29 protein-coding genes are annotated in these 24625 nt (G+C 47.7%); 6 read left to right on the top strand and 23 right to left on the bottom strand.

Going from position 1 to position 24625, the window contains the following annotated elements:
- Positions 1-8 precede the first annotated feature (8 nt).
- Positions 9-470 carry a methyltransferase family protein gene (locus tag K5X84_RS11885; RefSeq protein ID WP_222235973.1) on the bottom strand — a complete coding sequence of 154 codons (462 nt, stop codon included), beginning with the start codon at positions 468-470 and terminating at the stop codon, positions 9-11.
- Between the two features lie 36 nt (positions 471-506).
- On the opposite strand from K5X84_RS11885, the gene K5X84_RS11880 reads away from it, so the two are divergent.
- The 3 genes from K5X84_RS11880 to K5X84_RS11870 all read left to right on the top strand — a co-directional run bounded on the left by K5X84_RS11880 (position 507) and on the right by K5X84_RS11870 (position 2946).
- Positions 507-1046, top strand: a complete 540-nt coding sequence (locus K5X84_RS11880; RefSeq protein WP_222235972.1) for a DUF1415 domain-containing protein — start codon at positions 507-509, stop codon at positions 1044-1046.
- A gap of 85 nt (positions 1047-1131) precedes the next feature.
- Entirely contained in the window at positions 1132-2520 is a 1389-nt protein-coding gene (locus tag K5X84_RS11875; protein ID WP_199495091.1) for a diguanylate cyclase, read from the top strand.
- A gap of 216 nt (positions 2521-2736) precedes the next feature.
- On the top strand, positions 2737-2946 hold the full coding sequence (locus K5X84_RS11870; RefSeq protein WP_054490368.1) for a cold-shock protein: 210 nt from the start codon (positions 2737-2739) through the stop codon (positions 2944-2946).
- Between the two features lie 61 nt (positions 2947-3007).
- Here K5X84_RS11870 and K5X84_RS11865 read toward each other — a convergent pair whose 3' ends face one another.
- Together K5X84_RS11865 and K5X84_RS11860 are read right to left on the bottom strand one after the other, a co-directional pair.
- On the bottom strand, positions 3008-3340 hold the full coding sequence (locus tag K5X84_RS11865) for a helix-turn-helix transcriptional regulator (protein ID WP_222235971.1): 333 nt from the start codon (positions 3338-3340) through the stop codon (positions 3008-3010).
- Positions 3341-3343: 3 nt separating this feature from the next.
- Positions 3344-3739, bottom strand: coding sequence for a hypothetical protein (locus K5X84_RS11860; protein WP_222235970.1), 396 nt, complete (start codon positions 3737-3739; stop codon positions 3344-3346).
- Positions 3740-3962: 223 nt separating this feature from the next.
- Between K5X84_RS11860 and K5X84_RS11855 the strand changes: the two genes are divergently transcribed.
- Positions 3963-4622 (top strand): SDR family oxidoreductase, encoded by a 660-nt coding sequence (locus tag K5X84_RS11855; RefSeq protein ID WP_244994790.1) that lies wholly within the window; start codon positions 3963-3965, stop codon positions 4620-4622.
- Positions 4623-4681: 59 nt separating this feature from the next.
- Here the strand turns inward: K5X84_RS11855 and K5X84_RS11850 are convergent, their stop codons facing one another.
- The gene (locus tag K5X84_RS11850; protein ID WP_054490366.1) at positions 4682-5707 is read right to left on the bottom strand and encodes a phospholipase A; all 1026 of its coding nucleotides are present in this window, start codon (positions 5705-5707) and stop codon (positions 4682-4684) included.
- Positions 5708-5892: 185 nt separating this feature from the next.
- Positions 5893-6360, bottom strand: coding sequence for a putative periplasmic lipoprotein (locus K5X84_RS11845; RefSeq protein WP_222235969.1), 468 nt, complete (start codon positions 6358-6360; stop codon positions 5893-5895).
- A 445-nt stretch (positions 6361-6805) separates the two neighbouring features.
- On the opposite strand from K5X84_RS11845, the gene K5X84_RS11840 reads away from it, so the two are divergent.
- Positions 6806-7366, top strand: a complete 561-nt coding sequence (locus K5X84_RS11840; RefSeq protein ID WP_222235968.1) for a hypothetical protein — start codon at positions 6806-6808, stop codon at positions 7364-7366.
- Positions 7367-7629: 263 nt separating this feature from the next.
- On the opposite strand, the gene K5X84_RS11835 is transcribed toward K5X84_RS11840, so the two are convergent.
- The 6 genes from K5X84_RS11835 to K5X84_RS11810 all read right to left on the bottom strand — a co-directional run bounded on the left by K5X84_RS11835 (position 7630) and on the right by K5X84_RS11810 (position 12537).
- On the bottom strand, positions 7630-8121 hold the full coding sequence (locus K5X84_RS11835) for a hypothetical protein (protein ID WP_222235967.1): 492 nt from the start codon (positions 8119-8121) through the stop codon (positions 7630-7632).
- Complete coding sequence (locus tag K5X84_RS11830; RefSeq protein ID WP_222235966.1) at positions 8118-9176, bottom strand: tetratricopeptide repeat protein; 1059 nt, start codon at positions 9174-9176, stop codon at positions 8118-8120. The genes K5X84_RS11835 and K5X84_RS11830 overlap by 4 nt, the downstream gene beginning before the upstream one ends.
- Complete coding sequence (locus K5X84_RS11825; protein ID WP_222235965.1) at positions 9173-9664, bottom strand: Ig-like domain-containing protein; 492 nt, start codon at positions 9662-9664, stop codon at positions 9173-9175. The genes K5X84_RS11830 and K5X84_RS11825 overlap by 4 nt, the downstream gene beginning before the upstream one ends.
- A gap of 21 nt (positions 9665-9685) precedes the next feature.
- The gene (locus tag K5X84_RS11820) at positions 9686-11254 is read right to left on the bottom strand and encodes a DUF4331 domain-containing protein (protein ID WP_222235964.1); all 1569 of its coding nucleotides are present in this window, start codon (positions 11252-11254) and stop codon (positions 9686-9688) included.
- Positions 11255-11329: 75 nt separating this feature from the next.
- The gene (locus K5X84_RS11815) at positions 11330-12004 is read right to left on the bottom strand and encodes an anti-sigma factor (protein WP_222235963.1); all 675 of its coding nucleotides are present in this window, start codon (positions 12002-12004) and stop codon (positions 11330-11332) included.
- Entirely contained in the window at positions 12001-12537 is a 537-nt protein-coding gene (locus tag K5X84_RS11810) for a sigma-70 family RNA polymerase sigma factor (RefSeq protein WP_199495080.1), read from the bottom strand. The genes K5X84_RS11815 and K5X84_RS11810 overlap by 4 nt, the downstream gene beginning before the upstream one ends.
- A gap of 376 nt (positions 12538-12913) precedes the next feature.
- Between K5X84_RS11810 and K5X84_RS11805 the strand changes: the two genes are divergently transcribed.
- Positions 12914-13780 (top strand): AraC family transcriptional regulator, encoded by an 867-nt coding sequence (locus tag K5X84_RS11805; protein ID WP_222235962.1) that lies wholly within the window; start codon positions 12914-12916, stop codon positions 13778-13780.
- A gap of 90 nt (positions 13781-13870) precedes the next feature.
- On the opposite strand, the gene K5X84_RS11800 is transcribed toward K5X84_RS11805, so the two are convergent.
- From K5X84_RS11800 to K5X84_RS11745, 12 genes are all read right to left on the bottom strand, one after another.
- Positions 13871-15052 (bottom strand): BaiN/RdsA family NAD(P)/FAD-dependent oxidoreductase, encoded by a 1182-nt coding sequence (locus K5X84_RS11800; RefSeq protein ID WP_222235961.1) that lies wholly within the window; start codon positions 15050-15052, stop codon positions 13871-13873.
- Positions 15052-15543: a peroxiredoxin gene (locus K5X84_RS11795; RefSeq protein ID WP_222235960.1), complete on the bottom strand. Its 492-nt coding sequence runs from the start codon at positions 15541-15543 to the stop codon at positions 15052-15054. The genes K5X84_RS11800 and K5X84_RS11795 overlap by 1 nt, the downstream gene beginning before the upstream one ends.
- Positions 15527-16318, bottom strand: a complete 792-nt coding sequence (locus tag K5X84_RS11790; protein WP_222235959.1) for a class I SAM-dependent methyltransferase — start codon at positions 16316-16318, stop codon at positions 15527-15529. The genes K5X84_RS11795 and K5X84_RS11790 overlap by 17 nt, the downstream gene beginning before the upstream one ends.
- Entirely contained in the window at positions 16315-16767 is a 453-nt protein-coding gene (locus K5X84_RS11785) for a GNAT family N-acetyltransferase (RefSeq protein WP_222235958.1), read from the bottom strand. The genes K5X84_RS11790 and K5X84_RS11785 overlap by 4 nt, the downstream gene beginning before the upstream one ends.
- On the bottom strand, positions 16764-17636 hold the full coding sequence (locus tag K5X84_RS11780) for a Dam family site-specific DNA-(adenine-N6)-methyltransferase (protein WP_222235957.1): 873 nt from the start codon (positions 17634-17636) through the stop codon (positions 16764-16766). Before K5X84_RS11780 ends, K5X84_RS11785 begins: the two co-directional genes overlap by 4 nt.
- A gap of 81 nt (positions 17637-17717) precedes the next feature.
- Complete coding sequence (locus K5X84_RS11775; RefSeq protein ID WP_222235956.1) at positions 17718-19313, bottom strand: AAA family ATPase; 1596 nt, start codon at positions 19311-19313, stop codon at positions 17718-17720.
- A gap of 45 nt (positions 19314-19358) precedes the next feature.
- Complete coding sequence (gene aroB, locus K5X84_RS11770; protein WP_222235955.1) at positions 19359-20432, bottom strand: 3-dehydroquinate synthase; 1074 nt, start codon at positions 20430-20432, stop codon at positions 19359-19361.
- Positions 20433-20450: 18 nt separating this feature from the next.
- On the bottom strand, positions 20451-20984 hold the full coding sequence (gene aroK, locus K5X84_RS11765; protein ID WP_199495065.1) for a shikimate kinase AroK: 534 nt from the start codon (positions 20982-20984) through the stop codon (positions 20451-20453).
- Positions 20985-21121: 137 nt separating this feature from the next.
- Positions 21122-22396, bottom strand: coding sequence for a type IV pilus secretin PilQ (locus K5X84_RS11760; RefSeq protein WP_222235954.1), 1275 nt, complete (start codon positions 22394-22396; stop codon positions 21122-21124).
- Positions 22396-23217, bottom strand: coding sequence for a hypothetical protein (locus K5X84_RS11755; protein ID WP_222235953.1), 822 nt, complete (start codon positions 23215-23217; stop codon positions 22396-22398). The genes K5X84_RS11760 and K5X84_RS11755 overlap by 1 nt, the downstream gene beginning before the upstream one ends.
- A complete protein-coding gene (locus K5X84_RS11750) occupies positions 23210-23731 on the bottom strand; it encodes a hypothetical protein (protein WP_222235952.1) in 522 nt (173 codons plus the stop codon). The genes K5X84_RS11755 and K5X84_RS11750 overlap by 8 nt, the downstream gene beginning before the upstream one ends.
- Positions 23719-24537 (bottom strand): hypothetical protein, encoded by an 819-nt coding sequence (locus K5X84_RS11745; RefSeq protein ID WP_222235951.1) that lies wholly within the window; start codon positions 24535-24537, stop codon positions 23719-23721. Before K5X84_RS11745 ends, K5X84_RS11750 begins: the two co-directional genes overlap by 13 nt.
- Between the last annotated feature and the right edge of the window lie 88 nt (positions 24538-24625).

Below are 24625 nucleotides of genomic sequence, written 5' to 3'. Positions count from 1 at the left end.
AAGCGGCGCTACCACCAACGGCCAGTTTTCTGACAGTAATCTTTATAAGTTTCACCAAAGGTTTCTGTCAGAATACGTTCTTCCGGAATAATCTGAAAGCGGTTCATGTAAGCCACATACAACGCTAAGCCCCATAAAGAAAACACACTACCCAGAAAAACGCCCCACGCCATTAACAAAAAGAAAAAGCCTAAATACATTGGGTTCCGCGTTCGCTGATAAATACCCGTGGTGACCAGTTCTGTACTTTTGGCAGGGTCGCGTGGGTCTACTGTTGTCTGTGCACGTCGAAAACCAATAACACCCAGCAAGGGTAATAACACCCCTAATGCCAATAGGAAAATAGCGGCAGCGCGCTGACCAACATAAAACTGGTTAAAGGCTTCCGTGTAATGGGCGGTTAACCACATTAGCCCGGCAACAACGGCAACAACCAGCACGGGCGGTACTTTGAGTTCAAGCGATTTCATGGCAAAGTGGCTTCCTTTTCGGAAAAGATACGAAAAATGACGACTGATACAGCTAAGATTATTGAGCAAACCCGCCATTGGGTGCAACAGCTGATTGTAAAGTACAACATCTGCCCTTTCGCGCGCCGCGAAGTTGAGCGTAAGAGTATTCGATATGTGACAGCTGCTCAGCGCGAACCTCAAGCCGTGCTGCAACAATTACTGGATGAAGTTAACCACCTGGACGCGACGCCTGAAACTGAAACCACATTGCTTATTCTTCCTTCCGGGTTTGAAGGCTTTTATGACTTTCTGACTCTGGTTGATATTGCCGATGCATTGCTTGTTGAAGAGGGTTACGAGGGCGTTTATCAACTGGCGCATTTTCATCCCGACTATTGTTTTGACGGTGAACCACAAGATGACCCGGCTAATTACACCAACCGGGCTCCTTACCCGACCTTACACTTGCTGCGTGAAGCCAGCATTGAAGAGGCGCTGAAAAGCTACGATGATCCGGAATCCATTCCGGAACGAAATATAGAGTTTGCCCGCCGTAAGGGTAGCGAGTTCTTTAAGGCAATCTTATCCGAATAGTTTACGACACTTTGCTACACTGTTAGTTAGTATCGTTAGCAGTTATGCTGGCTCGTACCCTTGAGTTTTAAAGCGACGAGGCGCTATGTCAACAAACCGTATTACTCATAGAATTATTGAACAGCTGCCAACGATGGTAGCTTATGTTGATGTTGAAAGACGTTTTCGCTTTGTGAATACGGCTTATGCCTCGTTTTTTGATTTAACGCCGGATGACATGCTGGGTAGACCGGTAACCGACGTGTTGAGTGACGAATCTTACCAGCGGGTAAAGCCAAATCATGACCGTGTGTTTTCTAGTGGTGAGAAGCTAGAGTTTTCAGACGTTATTACTTTCCGAAACGGACGTAAGTGCTTTTTGGATATTCGCTACCTGCCTGAATTTGATGAGCAAGGTAAGGTCATTGGTCTTTATGCTCTTATTGAGGACGTAACGGACTATTACGCATCGGTTGATGTTATGCGCACCATTCATGAAGTGATTCATAAACGTGGACGCCGGATTGACCCCGCCTCCATTGATGAGTTACTAAAAGTTGGTGTGGATTACTTAGGTGTTGATATTGGTACCGCCAGTTCCATTAAAAACGAGACTTACACCATTGAATGGGTGCAAACCGCAAAAATGGATTTTCCTGCCGGTACGCAATTACCTCTGGCGACAACCTATTGTTCGGTAGTACTTAAGGCCAATAATTTAATTCATACCAATGACGCTTCAGAAGATCCACGCTTTAAAGATCACTCCAGTTTCCAGACTTACGGCCTGGAGACCTACATTGGTACGCCTATTATTATTAACGATATAACTTGGGGCATTTTAGGGTTTTCCCGCAAAAACAGACGGGCTGAGCCTTTCAGTGAGCTTGAAGTCGAAATGGTAAGAATGATGGGCACGGCGGTAGAAACCGTTATTGCTGAGCAACAGGTTCGTTCCGACCTAATTCGCCAACGGGATGATATGGCGGTTATTGCCTATACCGATGCTTTAACCGGACTTAAGAATCGTTCGGCGGGTATGGAAATACTTGAGCAAAGCTTAATACGGAAAAACGATGAGCGCGGATGTGTTGTTGCCGTTATTGACTTTGACCACTTTAAAGCAATTAATGACACTTACGGGCACGATGTGGGTGATAAAGTACTAATTGCAGGCACCGGAGCCATGTCAGAAGCCGTTCGTAGCAGCGACAGCGTTGTCCGGGTGGGTGGTGAAGAGTTTATGGTGGTATTGGCTTACGCCGATCATGAGAGTGCGACGCAAGTACTGGAAAGAGTGCGTCAGGCGGTAGAAGAGACAGTCATTACGCTCGATTCAGGGGAAATTATTAACCCAACAGTCAGTATTGGCGCCTCGGAGAGCCGAGCGGAAGATGACGTTTCCAGTATTTACAGAAGGGCTGATCAGGCGCTGTATAAGGCTAAGCGGGCAGGTCGTAACTGTGTTGTCTGGGCAGATGACACTGACGCATAAATTTATTATCAAAATAAAGTGATAAATCGTTTGACTCACAGTGCAATAGGCGTAGACTCCACTGCGTCGGATAGATAGAAAGACAGTTAGTTAAAAAACTCCACTTCGTTGACCTATTATTATTAATACCATCGTCCTGTAGTTCTAAGTTCTTATTTTTACCCGCATCATCGGCCTTTAACGGCCACATACTTAAAAGTTACAGGAAGATATATTATGTCTGATAAAATTACTGGTTCAGTAAAATGGTTTAACGAAGCAAAAGGCTTCGGTTTCATCGAACGTGAAAACGGCGCAGACGTTTTCGCACATTTCAGCGCTATTTCTAGCGACGGTTTCAAAACCTTAACTGAAGGCCAGCGCGTTGAGTTCGCAGTAACTCAAGGCCCTAAAGGTCCTCAGGCTGAGAACATCGTAGCGCTGTAATTACGCGCCTCGAAGTCTAAAAAGGCAACCCTCGGGTTGCCTTTTTTATGCCCACTTTTCATTAGCGGTTAGTTAGCCAGAGTGTTAAGCCAATACCAATAGCCATACCTAACAGCAGTGTGATTAACATGGGCAGTGCATCTAACCAGCTCGGTGACCGTTGTTGATTTACTGCGTTACTGACTTTGGGCTTTGTGGCAGAGTCTGCTCCGATAACCTGTCGCTCTATTTCGTACACACTACACAGGGCTGCAACGGTCTCCTGTGACGCTATGCCATCTTTTTCAACGCGTTGTATGGTCCGTAAGCTGACTGCGCAGGCATCCGCCAGGTGCTGCTGTGTCCAACCTCTTTTATTCCTTAGCTCTATGGCTTTAGCTGCATCAATTTGCATAGCTTACCCCATTACCTTTAACGCTATGGTGGCTGCTAAATAACCAAAGGCCATACCGGCCAGAAAAAATAAAATGAGGTTACGGATAAAAACTTTCTTATTATCAAAAGCGGAACGAGTTTCGGTTTTTATGACCTTGCCGTCCGCCATCAAAGTACATTCCACCCGACAGAACAGAAAACCGGTCACATTGAAGCGTAGTTCGTACGAAGTGCCATCAACCTGAAACTGATGGCGACTGGATAAGCCCAGGTTACGTTTTTTTGATACCGATACGCCGTCGACCAGAATTTCTTCTTTACCGGTAAGGCTGGAAGCATTTGCCGTAATAGTATGGCCGTTATGCTCAAATTCAAAACGATACGCTAAATACAGCTTTTCAGTCAGAGATTGTTTCATTGCGATTCACCTTTTTATTTGTTTTAAAGAATACACTCTTCGTGTGCTGAATAAAGCTACCAGTGTTAGAAAAACAGCGTGACGTCAGTTTTGAGCCTGTCATATGACAGTGCTCTGTCGTAATGCCTACAAGCCTTATGCTACTTGTAAATGTCAGTAAAATGGCGATCTAAATTCAGTAAAAGTTACGTAGAATCAGACAGAGAAAAACTCATGGAGGTGGATGATGAAAGTAGCTGTTATTGGAGCGAATGGAAAAATAGGTCAGCATTTGGTTGAGCAGATGCAGCACGCAAAAACACATGAAGTGATTGCGGTGGTGCGTAAAGAAGCGCAGCAAAAGGCATGGCAGGAACGAGGTGTTACCGCCAAATTAGGTGATTTAGAAGGACCGGTTTCAAAGTGGCAGGCGCTTTTTGACGGCGTCGATGCCGTGGTCTTCACCGCTGGCTCCGGCGCAAGTACCGGTGACGATAAAACATTGTTGGTTGATTTAGACGGTGCGGTAAAAACTATGGAGGCAGCAGAAGCAGCCGGAGTTAAGCGTTATGTCATGGTCAGTGCGTGGCAGTCTAACAACCGGGAAAACTGGGCCGATTCTTTACTTCCCTATTATGCTGCAAAACATTATGCAGACCGGGAGTTGATGCGTACAAACCTTAACTGGACCATTGTTCGCCCGGGGGCATTAACGGACGAAGAGGCGACCGGTAAAGTGGTTGTTGGCGATTCACTGGCACCGGGCTCTGTGCCTCGTGAAGATGTTGCCAGCGTTCTGCGACGCTGCCTTGACGAAAATGGAACCGAGCATAAAGCTTTTGATTTAATGGCAGGCGACAGCGAAGTCGAGCGTTCGCTACAGTCGATGAAAGGAATGGCTTAGTGCCTATGTTTTACGGTTGGAGTATCTTCTTGCTCCAGCCGTTTTTATCCATTTAAGCCTTATAGAATGTTGTTTAAAGCTATGCCGATACCAAAGCGAGTCTGTTTATGGTTGTAATCAATGAGACTCTCTCCGTAACCGGTAAATATTGAGGTATAACCTATAAATTTACCGCCAATAGGGAAGGTCCAGTTGAGTTCTGCTGACCCTCTGCCGGTATCAATGGCATGACGAAGGCGAAGAATGTATTCAAAGTCACCATCGCTGTAAGCCGTGGTGAATTCGTAGTCGCCAACGTAGTCGGTAATGTTCGGGTTGTCATCTCCGCTGGACTGCATAGGGTCGGTTTTTCTGTTTTCCTGTAAGCGTATCCAGGGTTTTAGGGAGAAAACAAAACGGCCTTTTTCAACAAAAAACTGCGCATAAAATCGGTTCCAACTGCGTGACAAAGGCTGGCTGCGACCGTTTGATAAGTGTTCGGCACCAAAAACGATCCCGGTATTTGTACCGAAAGGATGCCAGCCGGTTGGTGTGGCATAGAAAATTTCAGGCATGTAATTGGTTTCACGGAACGGCTTGGAAATATCGTCGGAGTACACCTGCCACCACGACTGCACGGTTAAACCGAAGAAAAGCTTATCTTCTTCAAACAACAAGCTTTCTCTATTGAAAGGTACTTTAAAGCTGAACTGAAACTTTGCTTCGTAGTCTTCAAGGTTTTGCTCATAACCATCTACGCTCGCATACTGCTCGCGGTTAATGTTGTTACTGGTAATTACCGGCAGTAAATAATTGCGACGGTGCGGAGTTAAAACATAAGGGTCAAACTGAGTAACCTGCTCACTTTTCATGCGGTTAGTTAAAGCGCCGGGTTGCTCAACGGCATCGACTTCAACAATGTCCTCGTCCTCAGCAGAGCGAAGTTCTTCCTCACACTGAGCCCGAACATCCGCAATAGTGACTTCAGCATTGGCGTCATTCATTTTACCCAGCAAGCATTGCTGCATATTTGAGAGTTCTTGCGCCTGGACATTAACCGCTACAGCGGAAACTCCTGTCGCAAATATCCAGATCCATTTTCTCATAAGCGCAATACTCCTTTACCAAGACTCCTTGTACTATAGCGTAAGAGAGGGTTTTAGATCACTCGCTCATTCGAAATTGAGTGTAAAGGGTTGGGGAAAGGCCCGTTGCTATGAAAGGCTCTTAAAGGCCAACTTTGTCATACTTGCTGTACTCAGAGGCTCGCAAGCTAAACGCGTCATTACTCTTATCGTTTGGGTGAAAGATAGAGAGGTTCACTCATACCGATGACATTGTCTCTGCTTTTAGTCTTTTTTTGATGAATAGCTACTTGGTATTTGAGTGGTAACTGCATTTTTTTCAATACTTCATCTGAATAATCCGCACTCGTCGATAAGGGAGTAATCCATTCCATTGACACTGAGCCGCTCCTTGAGTCGATTTGGCAAGGATCGTTTCCTATGGTTTGGGTCACCCATTCACCTTTTCCCGTCGAAAACAAGACTGAGCACGTATATAGACCATCAAGTGCTTTGTAGTTCTTGATACTATAATCAAACTTTACATGTAACTGGTGCTTATCGGTTCTAGGCGTACCCACTTCGGAGACTTTTAGGTTACTAATGACCGCTTGGCTGTCACTCACATCCAAGTAATTTTGCGATGTACATCCGGTAAGAAAAGCAACGATCACGAGCCCTAGAGTTTTCTTCATCTTTATCCTCCTTGAAAACACAACATTTTCTTCATATTGAGGTGTTGCATAGCGAGCAACATTAAGCCCCGACTTTCAAGTTAACGTTAAACCAACAAGTTGAGTAAAACAACCGCATACTACAAATTGGCGCCGCTCACGAGTTCCCTAAAGCCATTAGCGTAACCTCAGTTACTAATAAAACCGCTGCAAGTTGAAGAACATTAAAAACATTAAGAAAAATTCAAATTCCGCTTCTCGCTCCAATCGGACTTTCGTCGGTGTAACGCATAACCAATGTTAGGTATCATGCAGTCGGTAGGGCTTAAACGAGTGCTATTCAGGTTATTAATAGTGTATCTTGGTAGCGGTATTTTTGCGTTGACCTAAGGATCAGTACCTAACTGTTGAGCGAGTTACACCGTCCGCACGCAAAATGCATAAATGTGGTACACAAGGAGCTAAAGTGATCAAAAAGTTGTCATTGGTGTTGATTCTTACCTCGCTTCCATTGCTAGCGTGGTCGTTCGTAAAACCGGTTAGATTGCTTTTTCCACATTTAAACGGCATGAAATGTCACAACTCGGTTTGTGTCGAGCACACAAAAGAAATGGAAAAAGCCGAAGAGTCGTACGGATCCGCCTTCGATGCAGTCTCTTCTGCTGGAATACCTCTTCGCTCAAAGCCTATATTTGTATATTGCTCCACTTTAGAGTGTTATCAGTCGTTCGGAGGAGGCTATGAGCGGGCCATCTCATACCCTTTTCTTGGTACGGTTATAGCTCCCGCTTCTTGGCAAAGCTACATTACTCAGCATGAATTGATTCATTGGTTTCAATTTTCCGAAATTGGTGCTGTTGCGACAATGATGAAACCGGAATGGTTCAGAGAAGGAATGGCCTATTCATATAGCAACGCACCCGATTCAGATATCCCTGAGCACTACCTGCCCTTGATGGAAAGATACAATGATTGGCATTCTAAAAAATCATGGACGGAAGTTATTGAACAGGCGGGTGAGCTCTGACTTGAATAGCTTATCAACCGTACTCAATCCTACATAGAGTGCACTATCTCTTTATATTCGATATCTAAGGGCCTGCGTTAATGTCAGCTTCGAGCGATGGACGGACATTGAATTTGACTTAAGTCGACTTAATCTATTAATGCTAAGTATCCGGCCAAACAGGTAAAATTTTGTTTAATATTGTCTTACTACATTAATCTGGGCACTATTGGACCGATCACGGCAAGACTTCTTAATTTAAAGTCCCTCCCTATGATTCAAAGTTAAAAAATAACCGTGCGTTGCTCAATGTCTATAACAGTGGGATTGCTACTCGTGTCTAATAGTGAAGATTCAACAATCACTCGATGGTCAGGAAACTCTGTCCAGACATTATTTACGGTCACTGACGTTAGTGGCTGGTCGCAATCAGGCTCTGCCTGTAATACAAGATACTGTTCTTTGGCATAGGTCACGGTAACCCAGGGATTGTTGTGAGTTAATACTAAGTGACACTGGTTAAGACTGACCGTTTGATTAAGGAATTGCTCCAGTTTATTCAGTTTTCCGTTTAGGAGCTGCTTGCTTATTTTGCCTTCGTCTATCCAGTCGTCGTTTAATGCAACTAGGTCGTGAAACGATATCTGGTATTTAAGCAGCCCATCACGATCGATATTTAAAAACGATGTACTGAATGAATGTCCACTAACCTGCCCTGTAAACGCTAAAGACAGGAGCAAGAGGGGGATAGAAAAAAACGTTGGTATCTTCATCATTGATTCGCCTCTTTTTGAAGTTGTTGCGCGTCAATCAAGAGCCGTTTATCAAAGGGCTCTTTGGCGACAGAATAATTGATGTTAGCCCACTTCACAGCTCTGTCAGGATGCTCAAGGAGGTAGGTAAAATAAAACGCAATATCTGCACTGTGCAGCCGATCATTGCGAAGTACGCGCAAATGCATTCGTTGCTTGATGTAATCTACCCAGCAACCACCACCGTGCAATCGTTGTTGCACTAGGGCGACACGAACCGCTAACGCGTCGGTGAGCTGACTAGCGCAGTCGGCTATCAGCGAGTCGGGAAGTGATCCAGACGTTTCGAGCAAATAACTGTCCAGCAATAGTTTTTCTTCTACAATGGTTTTATCTTCGGGTAACTGGTTAAGCCAGCTTCTTGCTTCGGCATAACGCTCTAATAACAATGCTTGTTCGGCCAGGATCTGTAAACGCCAGCGCTCAATAGTGTCAACTTCACTGTTTTGTGGCTGTCGCTTTTGCAGATCGCTTAACTGCGTGTAAGCGGCAAGCTGTTGGTTGGCACGTCCCTCAACTTCAAGTAAACAGGTCGATACGACACTTAATGAATGTTGACCAAACAATGAGGTGCAGCGGGACTTAGCTGCTTCCGTGTTCCCTTGAGCCAAGGCAATACGCGCTTGCATCAGTGAGGCCTGCAAGTGGAATGGACGTAGTTCAAGAATCCGCTCTAAATATTCACTGGCCTTGGTAAACTGATGTTGGTATTGCAGTAAATCGGCACTTGCTAATAGCCAGTTAAGGTTCCGGTTAGCACTGGGTTGTTCTGCCAGCTTTGATCGTAACTGCTTTGCCTTTTGTAAATATTCATGGCTGTCCGAGCGGCGAACCCAGTTAAGATAGTGGTGAATAAGATCAGCGCCATGGTTCAGGCTGTTAGGGTGTTGCTGGTACCCTTGTTCAGCCTCGGTTACTTCGGTCGGAACTATGGCAGCCTCAGGCTGCCATAGTAACTCTTCCGATGAAGCCGCCATATGACTGACCAATAAACCGATCAGTAAAAGCGCGACTCTCATTCATTGCCTCCTTCCGCTACCAGATCGGCAAAAGCTGCCGTATCCGAGACATCATCATTGATTATGCGTCCATTCAAAGGCAATGGCTCAGCATTAGCAGGTTGACCATAAGCCTCACGGACATAAAAGCTCGCAGCAACCTGCTCGGCTTCCACCGCGATTGATACAGTTCCCTCATCAGAGAGTTCGCCGTCCGTAACAGAATACCTAAAGTCAACATCACCAACATATTCGCTGGGTGGTGTATAACTGAAGGTGCCATCCGAATTCACTGTTAGCTCGCCAATGTCGGTGCCTTGTTCTAGCTGGTAGCTCAGGGTATCACCGTTGCCATCATAACCATTCAGTGTTTCGTTAAGTGTCGTATCTACGGTCATTGTAAACATACTATCGCGAGCTGCTGGTGGCAGATTTTCGTCACTGTTATCCAGGCAGCCTGATAGCAACATAACGGCAGCTGAACTGACAATAATTAATGAGTATTTCATGTTGTTTCCTCCCATGCTGCGTTATTCGCTCGCTGAACCCGGTGTCGGCGTTTTCAGATAAGGGAATCCATCGTTAACGTAGCTGGCGTCGATGGGGGCTCCATCGGTGAAAGGTACATTGCCGACGGGGGCGTCGTCTGGGCTGCAAAAGCCTAAGTTAGTTGCCTCACCATTAACGGGAATGTCGTGACATAACGCGCCCATAACCACTCTTAAGGCGATATCCACTACGTCATCACCTGGCCTGCGGCCGTTAGGGAAGCCCGCTAAATCATCGCCTGCAACGCCTAAAGCAGCCTGCTCTTGAGCGGGTGTGGCCGGAATGCCGGTATTTAACCGTAACATTTCTGATGGCGTGACCATTGTCTGTTGGTTTACACCCTCGACGCCGGTTAGAAACGCAGCCACAAGATCGGTGCGTGGATAGTTCGATGGCGCCAAGCTGTCGAAGTCGGTACCTAAGGTTGTATTCACGGGTTCACGGAACAGTAGGTCAAGAATAACCGGTAGCGTTGGGTGCGTAACGTAATCAGCAAATTGGCCGTCTTCACTCGGTGCCGACGATGAGAACGTGTCTTTATCATCGATACCAATAACGAGTTCGTTCACTAATGGTGCGCCTAAGCGCGATACCTGAACCAAAGCGCCGGCATTAACGTCGGGCTTTTCAAATGTAGCGTTAGGATTTTGCAATCGCGCCTGAGGTACTTGTGCGGTTGTCCAGCTGCCGACGACCCCATTGCCGTCACCTGTGATGCAACTTTTTGGTAGCTCAAGGGCAATGGTGTTGATGTTCTTGTTACGCAAGTCATCATTGGCGTCACTCTGCTCTATCCCGCCTGGGAACGCGCCTGCCTCGATGGGCACATAATTCACGAGGTCAAAGGTTTCACCTAGGTTAACGACGAAGGGGTCTTTGCGTTGACCTACAAACACCTTACCCGGCATCGAGCAGTTTGGAATGTTGATTTCATATACATACTGGTTTGCATAATCCTGGTAGCCCTGTGCACTGCCAAATGTCTTCTCTCCCACAAACGCCAATGGTTTAGTAAACTCTTGTTCACCCGAAACGCCCATAACCTGTGCCGAGGTGCCACTTTTTTGAGGTCCATTGACGACATTAATGGTAAAGGATTCATTAAAGTTGAGGGTGCTCTGGTCGCTTGCCGAAATAGCGCCGATAAACTTCAGCGGTACACTTACATCTTTCTGCATACCATCTGTACCAACGGGTAGCTTCACGCCGCCATTTGGCAGTGAGTTATCAAAACGGAACTCAAAGGTCAGGTCTTCTTCAGCGTCACCATCACTATCAAAATGGATAGAGTAAACCGCTGATTCGTCCATAGCGAAGTAATTAGGACCACCATAAGCGTCTTGCAACGGAACATAGTTAGCGATGGCGGTAACGTAATCCTCGCGGCCAGGCTCATAACTATTGAATAGATAAAAGTCGGTTGAATCTAATGCTGGAAAGCGAGTGATGTTAGGCGCTTCGCGGTGACTGGATGCCAGTGCGGTTGCTGATACGATCCCTGCAGCCACAATCGCTGTGGCTAATGGTTTTTTAGAAAATAGTTTTTTCATAATGCCCTCTCGTTATTTTAGTTCTTCATGAGCTATCCGAACGAGAGGGCATATTGGATTCAAAAAAATATTTTTTTATAGCTGAGCAATATCAGTTGTATATAAAACGGGTCCAGTAGGCAGCCCTGTCGGGGAGCCTCCGGCAGGCTCCAGACTCACGGCTAAACCACTAACTTGCGCCAACTTAAAGGCATCCGGAGGTGTAAGCATTATGCTTCCGGCCTGTTCTGGTAGTAGACCCAGTGATACAGGGTTAGAACCATCAGCAGGTAACATCCACAACTGATAGTCTTTATCGGAGTATGGCTCGATAGTTCTCTGGGGAACAACTTCGATTGAGTTATCCGAGATGCTTAATACCCACAATGATTTTTGTTGTTCGTTTTGAATCACCGCCACACGGCTATCTGCCGTATCTGGGGTGAATACGGTTTGCTGCACCAGGAATATAGCTAACACGACTGCTGCGGCAGTACCAACCGGACCAAGCCAATGCCATAGATCGAAACTTCGTTGGTTGCGGCTGAATAGGCGCCCGTAGATCGTGTTCCACAGCTTTGCCGGTGGGTTAACGGGCTGTAGACGGTCAGTCAAATGGTTTAGTTGCCCTTCCCAATAAATAACCTGTCGATTGATAGATGAACTGCTTTGTATCAATGATCTAAAACGAATCCTCGCTGAGCCGCGCATCAATCCTATAACGTAGCGGCGCGCCAATTGTTCGGTCAATTCTTGATTATCATAATTCATGATTGCAGGCACCTCTTCAGACTGTCCAACCCGCGACGAATCCAGGTTTTAATCGACCCCAATGCTTCTCCTAAATGGTGGCTGATCTCTTGATGCGTCAATCCAAACAGGTACGCAAGGTGAATAGAATGTCGCTGTGAGCCTTGCAATTTACCAAGACAATCATCAAGCCGCGGGGCATCGGCCTCCTCCTCGTTCATCACATCAACAGCATTTTGGCTAACGAGGCGCTCGATGTCATCTACAGATATGGCCCGATTATCCGACGAACGTAAAACATCAATGGCACGATAACGAACCATACTGGTCACCCATGACATAGCCGTTCCCTGATCAGCACGATACTGCGAGGCAGAATGCCAGACTTTGATATAAGTATCCTGAAGCACGTCTTCGGCAAGGTTTCTTTCGCGGAGTATCGCAAGGCTGACTCCAAATAGCTTAGCCGCAGTCTGTTTATAAAACCGCTTAAAAGCCTGTTGGTCGCCAATTGCAATAAGGTGTAGCTCTTCAGCAAGGTTTTGACTAGCCATGGAACCTATCCTTAATTATGAAGTGAAAGTTCAATACGATGATAGCTTGGTGAAATATTGTTCGTTGCCATTTAACGGCAACTTGATGTCTATCGTCAAGTTACTCCTAACAAACATAAAGGTGAGTAGAAGAGCTTGAGTTTGCACGACGTATATGTGTAACCTAGTTATTTGCGAGCAATGGCTACTGTTGGCCTAAGTTCGCGCTTCAAATGTTCGGACAATTATTTGTTGTTACGGCTGTGGCGATGCTGTGTGTTGGTATTGCTAAAAAGCTGCTGCGTAGAACAAATTTCCCTCGATATTGAGCAACCTTAGTCAAGATTAACCCTCTATTAAGTTTTAGTATTAAACCGCTAAGGGGAGAATTACTTATATGTCGAACTATCAAGGTCGGTTTGAGAAAGTTATTAGTCACATTGAGGCGAATCTGGACGCTGACCTTGATATTGATACGCTGTGCAAGCTTGCGCATTTGTCCAAGTATCATTTTCACAGGCAGTGTTCGGCATTCATGGGAATGTCGGTAATAAAACTGGTACGGTTGCTTAGGCTCAAAAGGGCTGCTTATCAGTTGGCCTACAGAGATCATGAAAGAGTTCTGGATATAGCGCTGGCAAATGGCTACGAGAGTCATGAAGCCTTTTCTCGGGTGTTTAAAAAGCACTTTGAGAAAAGTCCATCCGAATTCAGAAAGGCGGCTAATTGGACCCCTTGGCACGAGAAATATGAACCGATATTAATGCTAAGGAAAAATATTATGGATAACGGCACAAAATTTAACGTTGATATTAAAGAGTTTCCTGAAACTCTAATCGCGGTAATGGAACATCGCGGGGCGCCAAGTTTATTGGGGGCTTCGCTACAAAAATTTATTGAATGGAGAAAGCTTAGTCATATCCCGCCAAGCAAAAGTAAGACATTTAACTTGGTTTACGATGACCCGAATGTTACCGCACCAGACGACTATCGACTCGATATAGCCTGCTCTGTCGATAAGCCAGTCGCCGCGAATGACTACGGCATAGTCAACAAAGTTATTCCTGCGGGACGATGCGCCGTAGTTAGGCATATTGGTAGCGATGACTCTATCGGTGTGATAGTAAGCTTTCTTTATACCCAATGGCTGCCGAAGTCTGAGGTTGAAGTGCGGGACTTTCCTATTTACTTCGAGCGAGTCAGTTTCTTCCCGGATGTGCCAGAGAACGAAATGATAACCGATATTTATTTACCCATTGAATAAAATATAGTTGTCGGCTAATTAGTCTGATCCCGGTTCGCCTCCTGGCACCAAGCGGAACTAACCAGCACAAGTGATCGCTCTGGCAATCACTTAAACCTCCGACCCACAAGCAAAGCCACTGCTCCACGCCCATTGAAAATTAAAGCCTCCCAACCAACCGGTTACATCCAGCACTTCGCCAATAAAGTACAGGCCGGGTTGCTTCTGGCTTTCCATGGTTTTGGAGCTGACTTCGTCAACATTAACACCGCCTAAGGTGACTTCGGCGGTGCGGTAACCTTCGGTGCCGTTGGGTTTTAGCTGCCAGCGGTTAAGGTTGTCGGCTATGGCCTGAAACTGCGCGTTAGAAGTATCGGCCAGTTTGTTGTTCAGTGGCCATTGGTGGTGCTCTGCTAGCGCGGTCACTACGCGTTTAGGGAAGTGTTGCTGTAATACGGTATTGAGCTGAGTTTTGGGTTGTTGCTGTTGTTGCGTTTTCAGCCACTCAAAGGCGTCTAAGTCGGGTAGCAGGTTAATAGTCACGGCTTCGCCGGGCTGCCAGTAGGAGGAAACCTGCAAAATGGCCGGTCCGCTGACACCGCGGTGGGTAAACAGCATGGCTTCACGGAAATAACCGCCATGGGCTTCTGCACTGACGGGTACAGCCACACCGGAAAGCTCGGCAAAGCGGGCTTTTTCGTCTTCTTGCAGGGTAAAAGGCACTAAACCTGCGCGTACCGGCACAATGGAATGGCCAAACTGCTCCGCAATTTGATACCCCAGCGGGGTCGCGCCCAATTTGGGCATAGATAGCCCGCCACAGGCAATAACCAGTTTGTCGCAGCTATAGTCGCCGCGGCTGGTTTCAATGCGGTAGTTGCCGTCGTAGTCTACCGACACAATCTCGGTGCGTAGCTGAACTTTGGCGCCGTATCGGTCGCATTCGCTCATTAACATGCGCACAATGTCTTTGGCGGAGTCGTCGCAAAACAACTGGCCTAAGGTTTTTTCGTGGTAGGCAATGCCGTACTCAGCCACCAGGCCAATAAAGTCCCATTGGGTGTAGCGGCTGAGTGCCGACTTGCAAAAATGCGGGTTGGAAGACAGAAAGTTTTCCGGGCCAGCGTACATATTGGTGAAGTTGCAGCGGCCGCCGCCGGAAATCAGAATTTTCTTACCTGCCTGCTTGGCGTGATCCAATACCAGCACCGACTTACCGCGCTGTGCGGCATGGGCGGCGCAATGCAACCCCGCCGCACCGGCACCAATAATAATCACATCCCAGTTCGACATTATTTTTGCAGTTGCTCCAGTATGTATTCGGCTTTGCTCACTTCAAAGGACTTGTCCTCTTCTACAAACACACCTTTTACCTGGCCGTCGGTAATGATCATGGCGTAGCGCTTAGAACGTATGCCACCAAAGTTACCGGTGTCCATGCTAAGGCCCATTGTCTGGTTGTATGCGCCGTTGCCGTCGGACAATAACCGAACCTTTTCTCCGATCCCTAATGCGTCGCCCCAGGCCTTCATAACAAAGGCGTCGTTTACCGCCACACAATTAATACTCAGAACACCCGCTTCTTTTAACGCTTCGGCGTGCTCTACGTAGCCGGGCAGGTGTTTCTCCGAACAGGTCGGAGTAAACGCGCCAGGCACTGAAAACAGTACGTGCGTGCCTTTGGCGAATATCTCTGCCGGGTCATAGTTCTGAATGCCAAGATCACCTTTGCTGGTCAGTGAACCTGATGGAATTTTATCGCCTTCTCTAATTTGCTGACTCATGAAAACCTCGTTTTATGTAAACATCAAAGCGATGCTTTTTACTCTTAATTTGACTGTTTGGTTCACGCCCGGCCAGAAAAGGTGCGCTGTTGGGGCGCTTAACCACTACTCGGAATTTAGCGTTATTAAGCGCAGGCTCTAGCAATGAATCGGCGTCTTCGTCGCTGCCGACTAACTGCTGGAACATTTGCATGTCTTTTTTCACTTGCGCCTTTTGCTTGCCGGTTTTTGGGTACATGGGGTCTAAATAAACCACGTCGGGCTCGTGGGTGAAGCCTTTACCCGTATATAAGTTGTCGGTTCCGATTAAATGCATGCGCTGGCAGGTTTCGCCAATGAAGTCGGCTTCCTGCTGGGCTCTGTGCAGGCCGTTATCGAGCAGCGCAGCGACAACCGGGTGACGTTCTATAAGCTGCACGTCGCAGCCCAGTCCGGCTAGTACAAAGGCGTCTCGCCCAAGGCCGGCGGTTCCGTCGACAACCGATGGTTTAAACTGCCCGGTGACACCAACTGCTTTAGCAATAGCTTCGTTTTTTAACTGTGTGTTCTGAGCACGGTAGGCCGCTTTGCCCTGATGAAAGTCGACCACTAAAGGTGACATTTTTTGTGGGCTTTGCAGCCAATGCAGCGCGAGTACATCGTCGTTCAGCCACAGTTGAAAAACGTCATTATCGGTGGCTTCAGACGGGAGGCCCCAACGCTTCGCGATCGCCTTTGCCTCAACGGTTTCAGCATCGCTGCCTGCAAGAACGGGAACCCGGACCGCGGCGGTCACTGTGCGGCCTTACGTTGCATATCAATGTGTGGAATGTCGTCTTCCAGATACTCGTCGCTAATGGCTTCAAAGCCGAAGCTTTGATAGAACTTCAGCAGATAAACCTGTGCGCCTACCCGAACTGGGGCTTTGGGAGCATATTCTTCAAGATAGTCGATACTGCGTTGCATGACTTCTCTGCCTAGCTTCTGGCGGCGCACTTTTTCATGGGTTATTACCCGACCAATACGAGAATAGCCGGTATCGGCGGTGGCCAGGTACAGCCGGGCGTAGGCGACCATTTCACCAGTGTCGTTGCGGGCGTACAAATGTAAAGCCTGCTCGTCTGCGCCGTCGGCGTCCAGGTAGGGACAAGTTTGCTCCACCACAAAAACTTCCTGCCGAAGTTTCAGTAAGTCGTACAGATCATGCAGTGAAAGATCGTTAAATGCTTTTAAGTGCCAGTTCATGTGCCTACTTTCTTCAATGAGTTGCTAAGAGAAACCACATTGCTTTTATTGACTTCGCTATCGTATAAAGCGAGCAGCTCGGCTACGGGCTTTCGACCGTCGCCTTTTTGACTGATGCTGCGCGAGACCGACAAGCTACTGATGTCGGCGTGTTTGTATAAAGCCCGGGTGAGGTCGGTGTCGTGGTTGCTTATCAGTACCGGAATGTGGCGTTTTTTCGCAACCTGCACTGCCCGGCGGGCTAGCTCGTCCTGATCAGTCAGGCCAAAGCCGCCAGTGGAGTAGCTGGTAAAGTTAGAGGTCTGGTCCAGCGGGGCGTAGGGCGGGTCGCAATAAATCACGTCGCCTTGTCGGGCGCGCCGGAAAACTTGTTCAAACGGGCGGCAAATAAACTTGGCCTTGCGCGCTTTCTCGGCAAAATGCTCGAGCTCTTTTTCAGGGAAATACGGTTTGCGGTAATCACCAAAGGGCACATTAAAAATGCCTTTGCTGTTATAGCGACACAGGCCGTTGTAGCCGTGGCGGTTCATATATAAAAAAAGCAAAGAGCGAAAGTAAGGGTCGCTGCTGGCATTAAAGGCGGCACGCAGTGCGTAGTAAGCGTCGGCCTGGTTGTTACGGTTAACGAAGAGCTTGCGGGCGTCCTGAATAAAAGTCTTCGGACGGCGCTTCACAAACTGATACAGGGTAATGAGGTCCTGATTAATGTCGTTAAGCAGGTAGCTGTCGTAGTCGGTATTCAGAAAAACTGAACCGGCACCCACAAAAGGTTCGATGAGCTTTTTACCTTGCGGCAAGCGTGCTGTTATCGGCTCGATAAGTGAGTACTTACCGCCTGCCCATTTTAAAAATGCCCGATTCTTCTTCATGCGCCGGCCGTTGGTGGATCCTCAAGGGATTGTAACCCAAAGGCCGGGGGATGAAAATTGCTGACTGCGTGATTCGTCCGGCTACTGGCTAGTAATGTCGTTTTGCACACTGGCAAACGACTTAGCCCAGGGCTCCATTTGCTGCACATCGGTCGGCAGCTGAGTGGCGGCTGCACGTGCTTGCTCAATGCTGGGATAGCTGCCAAAAATAACCACATAACGTTGATCAGCGCGCTGATACACCTGAGTATTAGCGGCAATACCGTAGTCATTACGGAAACTGCGCAGTAGCTGCGGGTCACTAATAATGCTGATTTGCAGCGTGTAATTGCCTGAATTCTGATCCAGTGCCCACTGGGTCTGGAACGGCCGCGCTTGAGGCTGAGACTGTTGTGGTTGTAGCTCAGGTTGTTCTGCTTTAACTTCTGGCTCTGGTTTGGCTACAACGGTATCAATGCCTGCCTCGGCTGCCGACTGCTCGTTAGACTGCCCTGCAGGCTCTGCTTCCTGCGGCTCTTGTTGCTTCGGCTGTTGCTTAATGAAGCCCAGCGAAATTTCGCCTTCTGTAATTTCAGAGGCGGCTACGGTGTTTAATGTACCTAACGCATTGCGGTAAGAGGCGGCCAGTTCCGCAGGAACCAGTTCTAAAGAACGTTCATTGAGCGGTTCAAAGCTGGGCAAACTGGTCGTCTGTTCGGTAGCTTCTGATGCTGTTCCATCTACGGCTGTCGTGGCACTGTTTGCATCGCCTTCTTCGGTCGTGGTTTCTGCCGATGCCGCTGATTCCGGATTCACTTGTTGCCAGTAGGCGGTCAGCTGCTCTTTATTCAGAAAACCAGCAAAGGCCAGACTCATAATGGCTGCAATTAAAAGAATAGGCCACAGACGCATTTTGCGACGGCTGCCCTGTTCTGCTTTATGGTTCGCTTTGCTCTGTTCGCTGGCGTTGTTGTCAGCATTTTCTTCGGCATTGGTATCGCGGTAGCGTGCTGCCTGAGTCGTTAAGGTTAACTGCAGACGCTGCTGAATTTCACCGGGAAACCCATGAATGGAGTTTAAAAATTGTTGAATGCGTTCCAGGTTCCAGAAGCTACGCTGCTTCTCCGGCAGTAAGGCCTGCACAAAGCGAATCTGTTCGTCATGATTAAGTGGCTGGACCTCAATCATGGTGGGCCCTTGTACACGCAAGTGCGGCGCCGGGCGTTGTTGCTGTGCCCAGCGGCTGTCGCCGGTAATGATAATGCTGGTGCGCTGACCAATGGCGCTAAGCTGAGTAACGGTGGAAATGCACTCGGCTAAAAAGCTTTCTGACAATAGCTCACCGTTATCGATAACAATAATGGCGTGGTTAAGCGGACGCTGGCGTTGCATCTGACGACTTAGTGACTCGTCGTTAATGCTGATGGTGCCGAACAACTGGTTGAGTATCTGTGCGCGAAGTCGGTCGTTGGTGGAGCGTTCATTGGCGCTGATAAAAGCGACTTCCGCGTATTCTGATGCCTGCTCCAGAAACACTTCTGCAATGGTGGTTTTACCGCTGCCCTCTTTGCCGTGCAGCATAATAAGCGAAACGCTTTGCTGGCAATTTTGGTGGAGCTGGTCAATAACCTGTTGCTGGCTTGGTTTGGTTTTTACCGGCGCGGCAACAATGTGTTGTGTGGTTGCAAGTGCTTGCATCTGTCTGTTCCTGTCTGTCAGCCGAATAGAGATAACGCGTTGGCGTTAGCAACATTCAGTGATCACAGCAGCAACGGTATTGTGTTCTACAGTACTGACGACTTCAGCTTTACCAATAGCAACTGGAAGAACAAAGTGCAGCTGACCGTCTTTTACTTTTTTGTCGCGCTGCATGTAGTCTAACCAGTCCTGCCAGGGCATTTGCGGGCCCTTCGTCGGCAAGCCAAGTGCCAGCAGTAAATCTTTGATGCGTCGAAAATCTGACGAATCGAGCCGCTGTGTCACTTCTGACAGCTTAGATGCAATTATAATGCCAGCGGCTACAGCCTCACCGTGTGTCCATGCACCGTATTCGGTGGCGGCTTCAATGGCGTGCCCAAAAGTGTGGCCTAAATTGAGTAGTGCCCGTAGGCCTTTTTCGCGTTCATCCAGTGCGACAACTTCTGCTTTAATTTCGCAGCTGCGCTTAATGGCGTAGGTGAGTGCCCCCGGGTCTTTTTGGTTTAACTCTGTCGTATGCTCTTCCAGCCACTGGAAAAACTCAGCGTCGTAGATAACACCGTACTTAACCACTTCGGCTAAGCCGCTGCGGTAGTCCCGTTCAGTCAGTGTTTGCAAGCAGTCTATGTCGATAACCACCGATTTGGGCTGATAAAAAGCGCCAATCAGGTTTTTCCCCTGCGGATGGTTAACCGCTGTTTTTCCGCCCACGGAAGAATCGACTTGCGACAGTAGGGTGGTCGGAATTTGGTAAAAGTCGACACCCCGTTGAAATGTTGACGCCACAAAGCCCGCTAGGTCACCAACCACACCTCCGCCTAAAGCAATAATGCCGCAGTCGCGGTTAAAGCCAGCGTTAATAAGAAGATCCATGGCTTCGCTGTAGCTTTCCAGGCTTTTAAACTGTTCGCCGTCGCGCATTTCAAATACTTCGACCTGATGGCCGGCAAGCGCACTTAATAATGGCTTTAAATAGTGCTGGCTGATGGTTGGGTTAGTGATGACCAGTAGCTGTTGATTGAGTCTATGCGGGAGGTTTTCTACGTAGTTTGATAACAGGGCGTTACCAATGTAGATGGTGTAGCTGCGTTCACCTAAAGAGACGTTAACCTCAGCCATGAACGCAGCTCCCTTTATTTACCCGAGGCCGTTAATCGACTCGAGTTGATCGATAATGTCATTGACGACGAATTTTGCGCTTTGATCATCGGTTTGTACCGTGATGTCTGCAATTTCTTCGTATAAAGGGTCGCGTTCTTGCGCCAGTTGCTCCAGCACTTTACGCGGGTCGTCAGCTTCTGCAATTAAAGGCCGGCGTTTGTCGCGCTGGGTGCGCGCCAGTTGTTTCTCAATGGGTGTTTTCAAGTACACAACAACACCCCGAGCCGACAGACGGTTACGGCTTTCTTTGCTCATGACCGAGCCGCCACCTGTCGCTAAGACAATACCCATGTTTTCGGTAAGCTCTTCGATTACTTTTTCTTCGCGTGCACGAAAGCCTTCTTCACCTTCAAGTTCAAAAACCCAACTGATATCAGCCCCTGTGCGGCGCTCGATTTCAGAATCTGAGTCGAAGAACTCTAAATGTAATTGTCTGGCGATTTGACGGCCAATCGTACTTTTGCCAGCCCCCATGGGCCCAACAAGAAAAATATTACGTTTCTCAGCCATATTCCTGCTTACATCATTGGTTAAAATTAGCTGTAACTCACGAATCCGGAGTGTCTGGAGACGTCCCCCAACCCAACGAAAAGAAGCGCGATTATCGCAACTTGAGCCCACTTTAGCAATAGTAATCGGCTTTTGGACTAAGTTTGGGGCAATATCGTTGGTGTGACGAAAATCATTAACTCCCGCTTTTCATTGCGCTGCTGCTGGTGAGAGAACAAATTCCCGAGTAACGGCAGCGAACCTAAGATGGGGACACGACTGTCATCATTCAAGCTATGTTCCTGAAAGATTCCCCCTAAGACGATAGTTTCTCCATTTTTCGCCAGTACCCGCGTCGACATTTCCTGAGTGTCTATAGCGACAGCGGGTCCGGTTGGTGTGGCAACGGTGTCACCGCGGGTGTTTTGGGTAATGGTGAGCTCCATTAGTACATGGTCATTTGGTGTTATTTGCGGAGTTACACTTAAACCCATAACTGCCTTTTTAAATTGCACCGCGGTAGCCCCGTGCGCAGCTGTTTCGACGTAAGGTATTTCGGTACCTTGCTCTATGTAGGCCGGTTGCTGATTCGACGTAAAAATTTTCGGACTGGTAATAATTTCGGCTTTGTTTTCCTGCTCCAGCGCCGTTAATTCAAGGTCCAGCAGAATGTCATCGCTCAGCCTGGCCAGGTTTGCGGAAAAGGTTCCGGCGGGGTTTGTTGCGGGTAAGTCCACTTGCATACCTTTTACAAAGCTCCCTGTGTCCTCTGGTATTGCCAGTCCGTACTCCGACGCGCCCCAACGAATGCCCAGTTCTTTACTCACGTTGGCCTTTACCGTCACCATACGGGCTTCAATAAGCACCTGTTTCACCGGGACATCTAAATCATTGACTAACTGACGAATGGTGGCCAGCTGCTCCGGCGTGTCCCGAACAATGAGGGTATTAGTGCGCTCATCAACACTGACCGCTCCGTTGGGTGACAAAAAGCTTTGCTGTTCATTTTTTAATAACGACGCTAAGTCACTGGCTTTAGCAAAGTTTACGCTAAGCAAAATAGAGCGGTGCTGGCTATTGTCTGCGGCAGCATCATCGGCGACATCAATGCGGAGCATGGAACCTTGTGTGTGAACCGTTAAGCCATGACTGGTTAGCAGCGTGTCGAAGGCATCCTGCCAGGCAACCTTGTTGAGTTTCAAACTGGATTCACCACTGACCTGGTCGGTAATCAATATATTTAACTGATGCTGATCGGCCAGTAATTGTATGAGTTGGCTTAGCGGCATTTTATCGGTATTGAGCGAAACAGGTTGTTGTCTTTGCTCTTCGCTCAGCAGGCTTTTCCAGGAATTTTCCATTGCGTAGCCAGATGTAGAGCAAAGCACCAGCAGCAGACTGAGCGCACGAAAAGAGAATTTAATTGGCTTCATTACGGTTTCTTGTCCTTAGTTAAACGAAGTTTGACGGTCTCTGCCGACCAACAGCCTGCATACTGCTGCCAGCGTTCGAAAAGTGCGTACCCGGGGTTAATTTCACGCAATTGCATGAGTGGGTTTTCTATCCAGCTGTTGTTAGCAAGGGTTATTACGCGGTCAGGCAGTTGTAGCAGAGCTTTTCTTTGTGGTGAGGTTTGTGTGGCCAGCAACTTCACTAAAGACCAGTCACTGATTTGAATGTTGCTCTTTATTGCAGGCCGCTCTAAGCACTTAGGAGGTTCGACAGCAATGGGCGGAAAGTTTGTTTTAAACAGCGTGTTGGCGTCAATGCTTGCCGAAGCGGCATCATCGGCGTTTAACCACAGAAACTGCCAACTGAGTTTACCGCTGGTTAAGTCTGTGTCTTGCCACTTTAATGTTTGAGTAAAAGGAAAAGCCTGAGTCGCGCCGTGTTGTGCCAGCATTACAGAGGCAACAAAACGGACAGCGCGCTGATAGCTGCCATTAACCCCAACGAACCATTGTTCAGAACTCTCTGGATCTTGTTGGTAGTGCAAGTCTACCTTTTGTTGCTTTGCCGCCTGGGTCAGTAAAGACGAAACATCCACGAAGGAGGGTTCGGATACGTAGATACTGTCCTCTGCCGGAACTGGAGGAAGAGGTGTCTGTAGCTGCTGATACTGATTCCGCAAGGTTTTGCTAAGCTGCGCGGCCTGATACCCGGTGAAGTAATAGCTAATGAGCACAGCAAGCAGGGTAAAGATAAGCAGGGCCATGACCCAGGCAATAAGTGCTTTGTGTAATGATTTAGCCACGGCTGGCCTCACGCTGGCTATTTAAGTAATGGAATGAAACGCGTTTTTGCGGCAACAACTGCTGTTTTAGCCCGGCATGAACAAGTTGTTTGTTGAGCCATAAATAGTGATCGTTAACTTCCTGAATACGGCGATAGCCAGCTTCCAGCTTGAATTGCTCATGGTTAAAAGTAAGCCTGCGATGGTGAAAGCTTTTTGGGGTGTTGTCGAGTAATGCCGAAAATGCGTTAAGCCTCAGCTTATGTAAGCGTTTAAGCCGGGTAAAAATACGCTGAGTTTCTTGCTGTTGCTTGTAGGCTTGCCAGCGTTGTTGGTGAACTTTGCGCTCAGCCAGTTTCTGATTCTGGTCGCTAACTTGCTGCTGCAACTGAGCCAGATAGTCACTGTATGAAATAACCCACTGTGACGAGAAAAAGGTAACAGTTATTAACAGCACAATACCGACTTTATGCAACGTGCGGTGGCGTTGCCATAAGCTTTGCTGTCGCCATTGCAGAAGGTTTAGCGATGCCATTGGTTAAACCCCCGCAAGGCTAAGCCTAATAACACCATTTCATTATCTAATGCTGCAACAATGGGTGCTGGATTGTTTTTGAAAAAGGGGGTTGTTGATAGCACTAAGTGCGTGAGTTGCATTTGCCCTTCAAGCTGCCGGTCAAGCGACGACTGAACCGCTTTATCGCCAAAGCTCATAACCCAACTGAATTTGCCGGACATTTGAGCCGACAAAAGATAAGGCAGTAAATTGAAAGTATCGACGTATTCTAAGCGCTGAAAAACACCGCCTTTGCAATACAGAAGAATAGACTGAGGCTGTCTCAGCTCGACAATGACCCATTGCATTGTGCTTTCAAATATTGCGTTGTCGGGCCAAAGGTAAGGAAGTACTGCGTTGGTTGCACGTACAACAGACTGATAGGCCGGCTCAACCACGTGTACCGGCATTTGTAGTGGTGCCAATATTGCCAGTAATTCTTCCAGAGCTGAGCGTTGACCAATGACCGCTTCAGCTTCGTTATCTCGGGTAAAATAGTCGTAACTGATACCGGTACTGGTCTTTAATTGTGGCGGTAACTTTTCCAGTAACTGCTCTTCAACCTGACTATGGTTGTCCAGCGCAATTTTCTGATAGTGAGTTGCGGTGTAATCAAGCGCTGAGACAATGCCATCTTTATTGAGTCCTTTATCGCTGAGGCTGTTTTTGTGTTGCTGTGAAAAGTGGTCGACGACAAAGTGCCGGCCCTGCCGTGATAGTTGTAAAACCAGACAACTTTCACGATTCATTTGCACAGCAAGTGGTTGCTGGCGAAGTAATGACATTAGACAATATCCTTATTGTAGAAAAGCCAGATGCAAGCGTAGTGTTGTGAACAAAAATCCGCCATAATAGTCAGTAAGAATTTAGAGC

This window comes from Idiomarina abyssalis (genome assembly GCF_019797805.1).
In the GTDB taxonomy this organism is placed as follows: domain Bacteria; phylum Pseudomonadota; class Gammaproteobacteria; order Enterobacterales; family Alteromonadaceae; genus Idiomarina; species Idiomarina abyssalis.
Note: the sequence above shows the minus strand (reverse complement) of the source record. Positions and strands in the feature narration are given on the sequence as shown.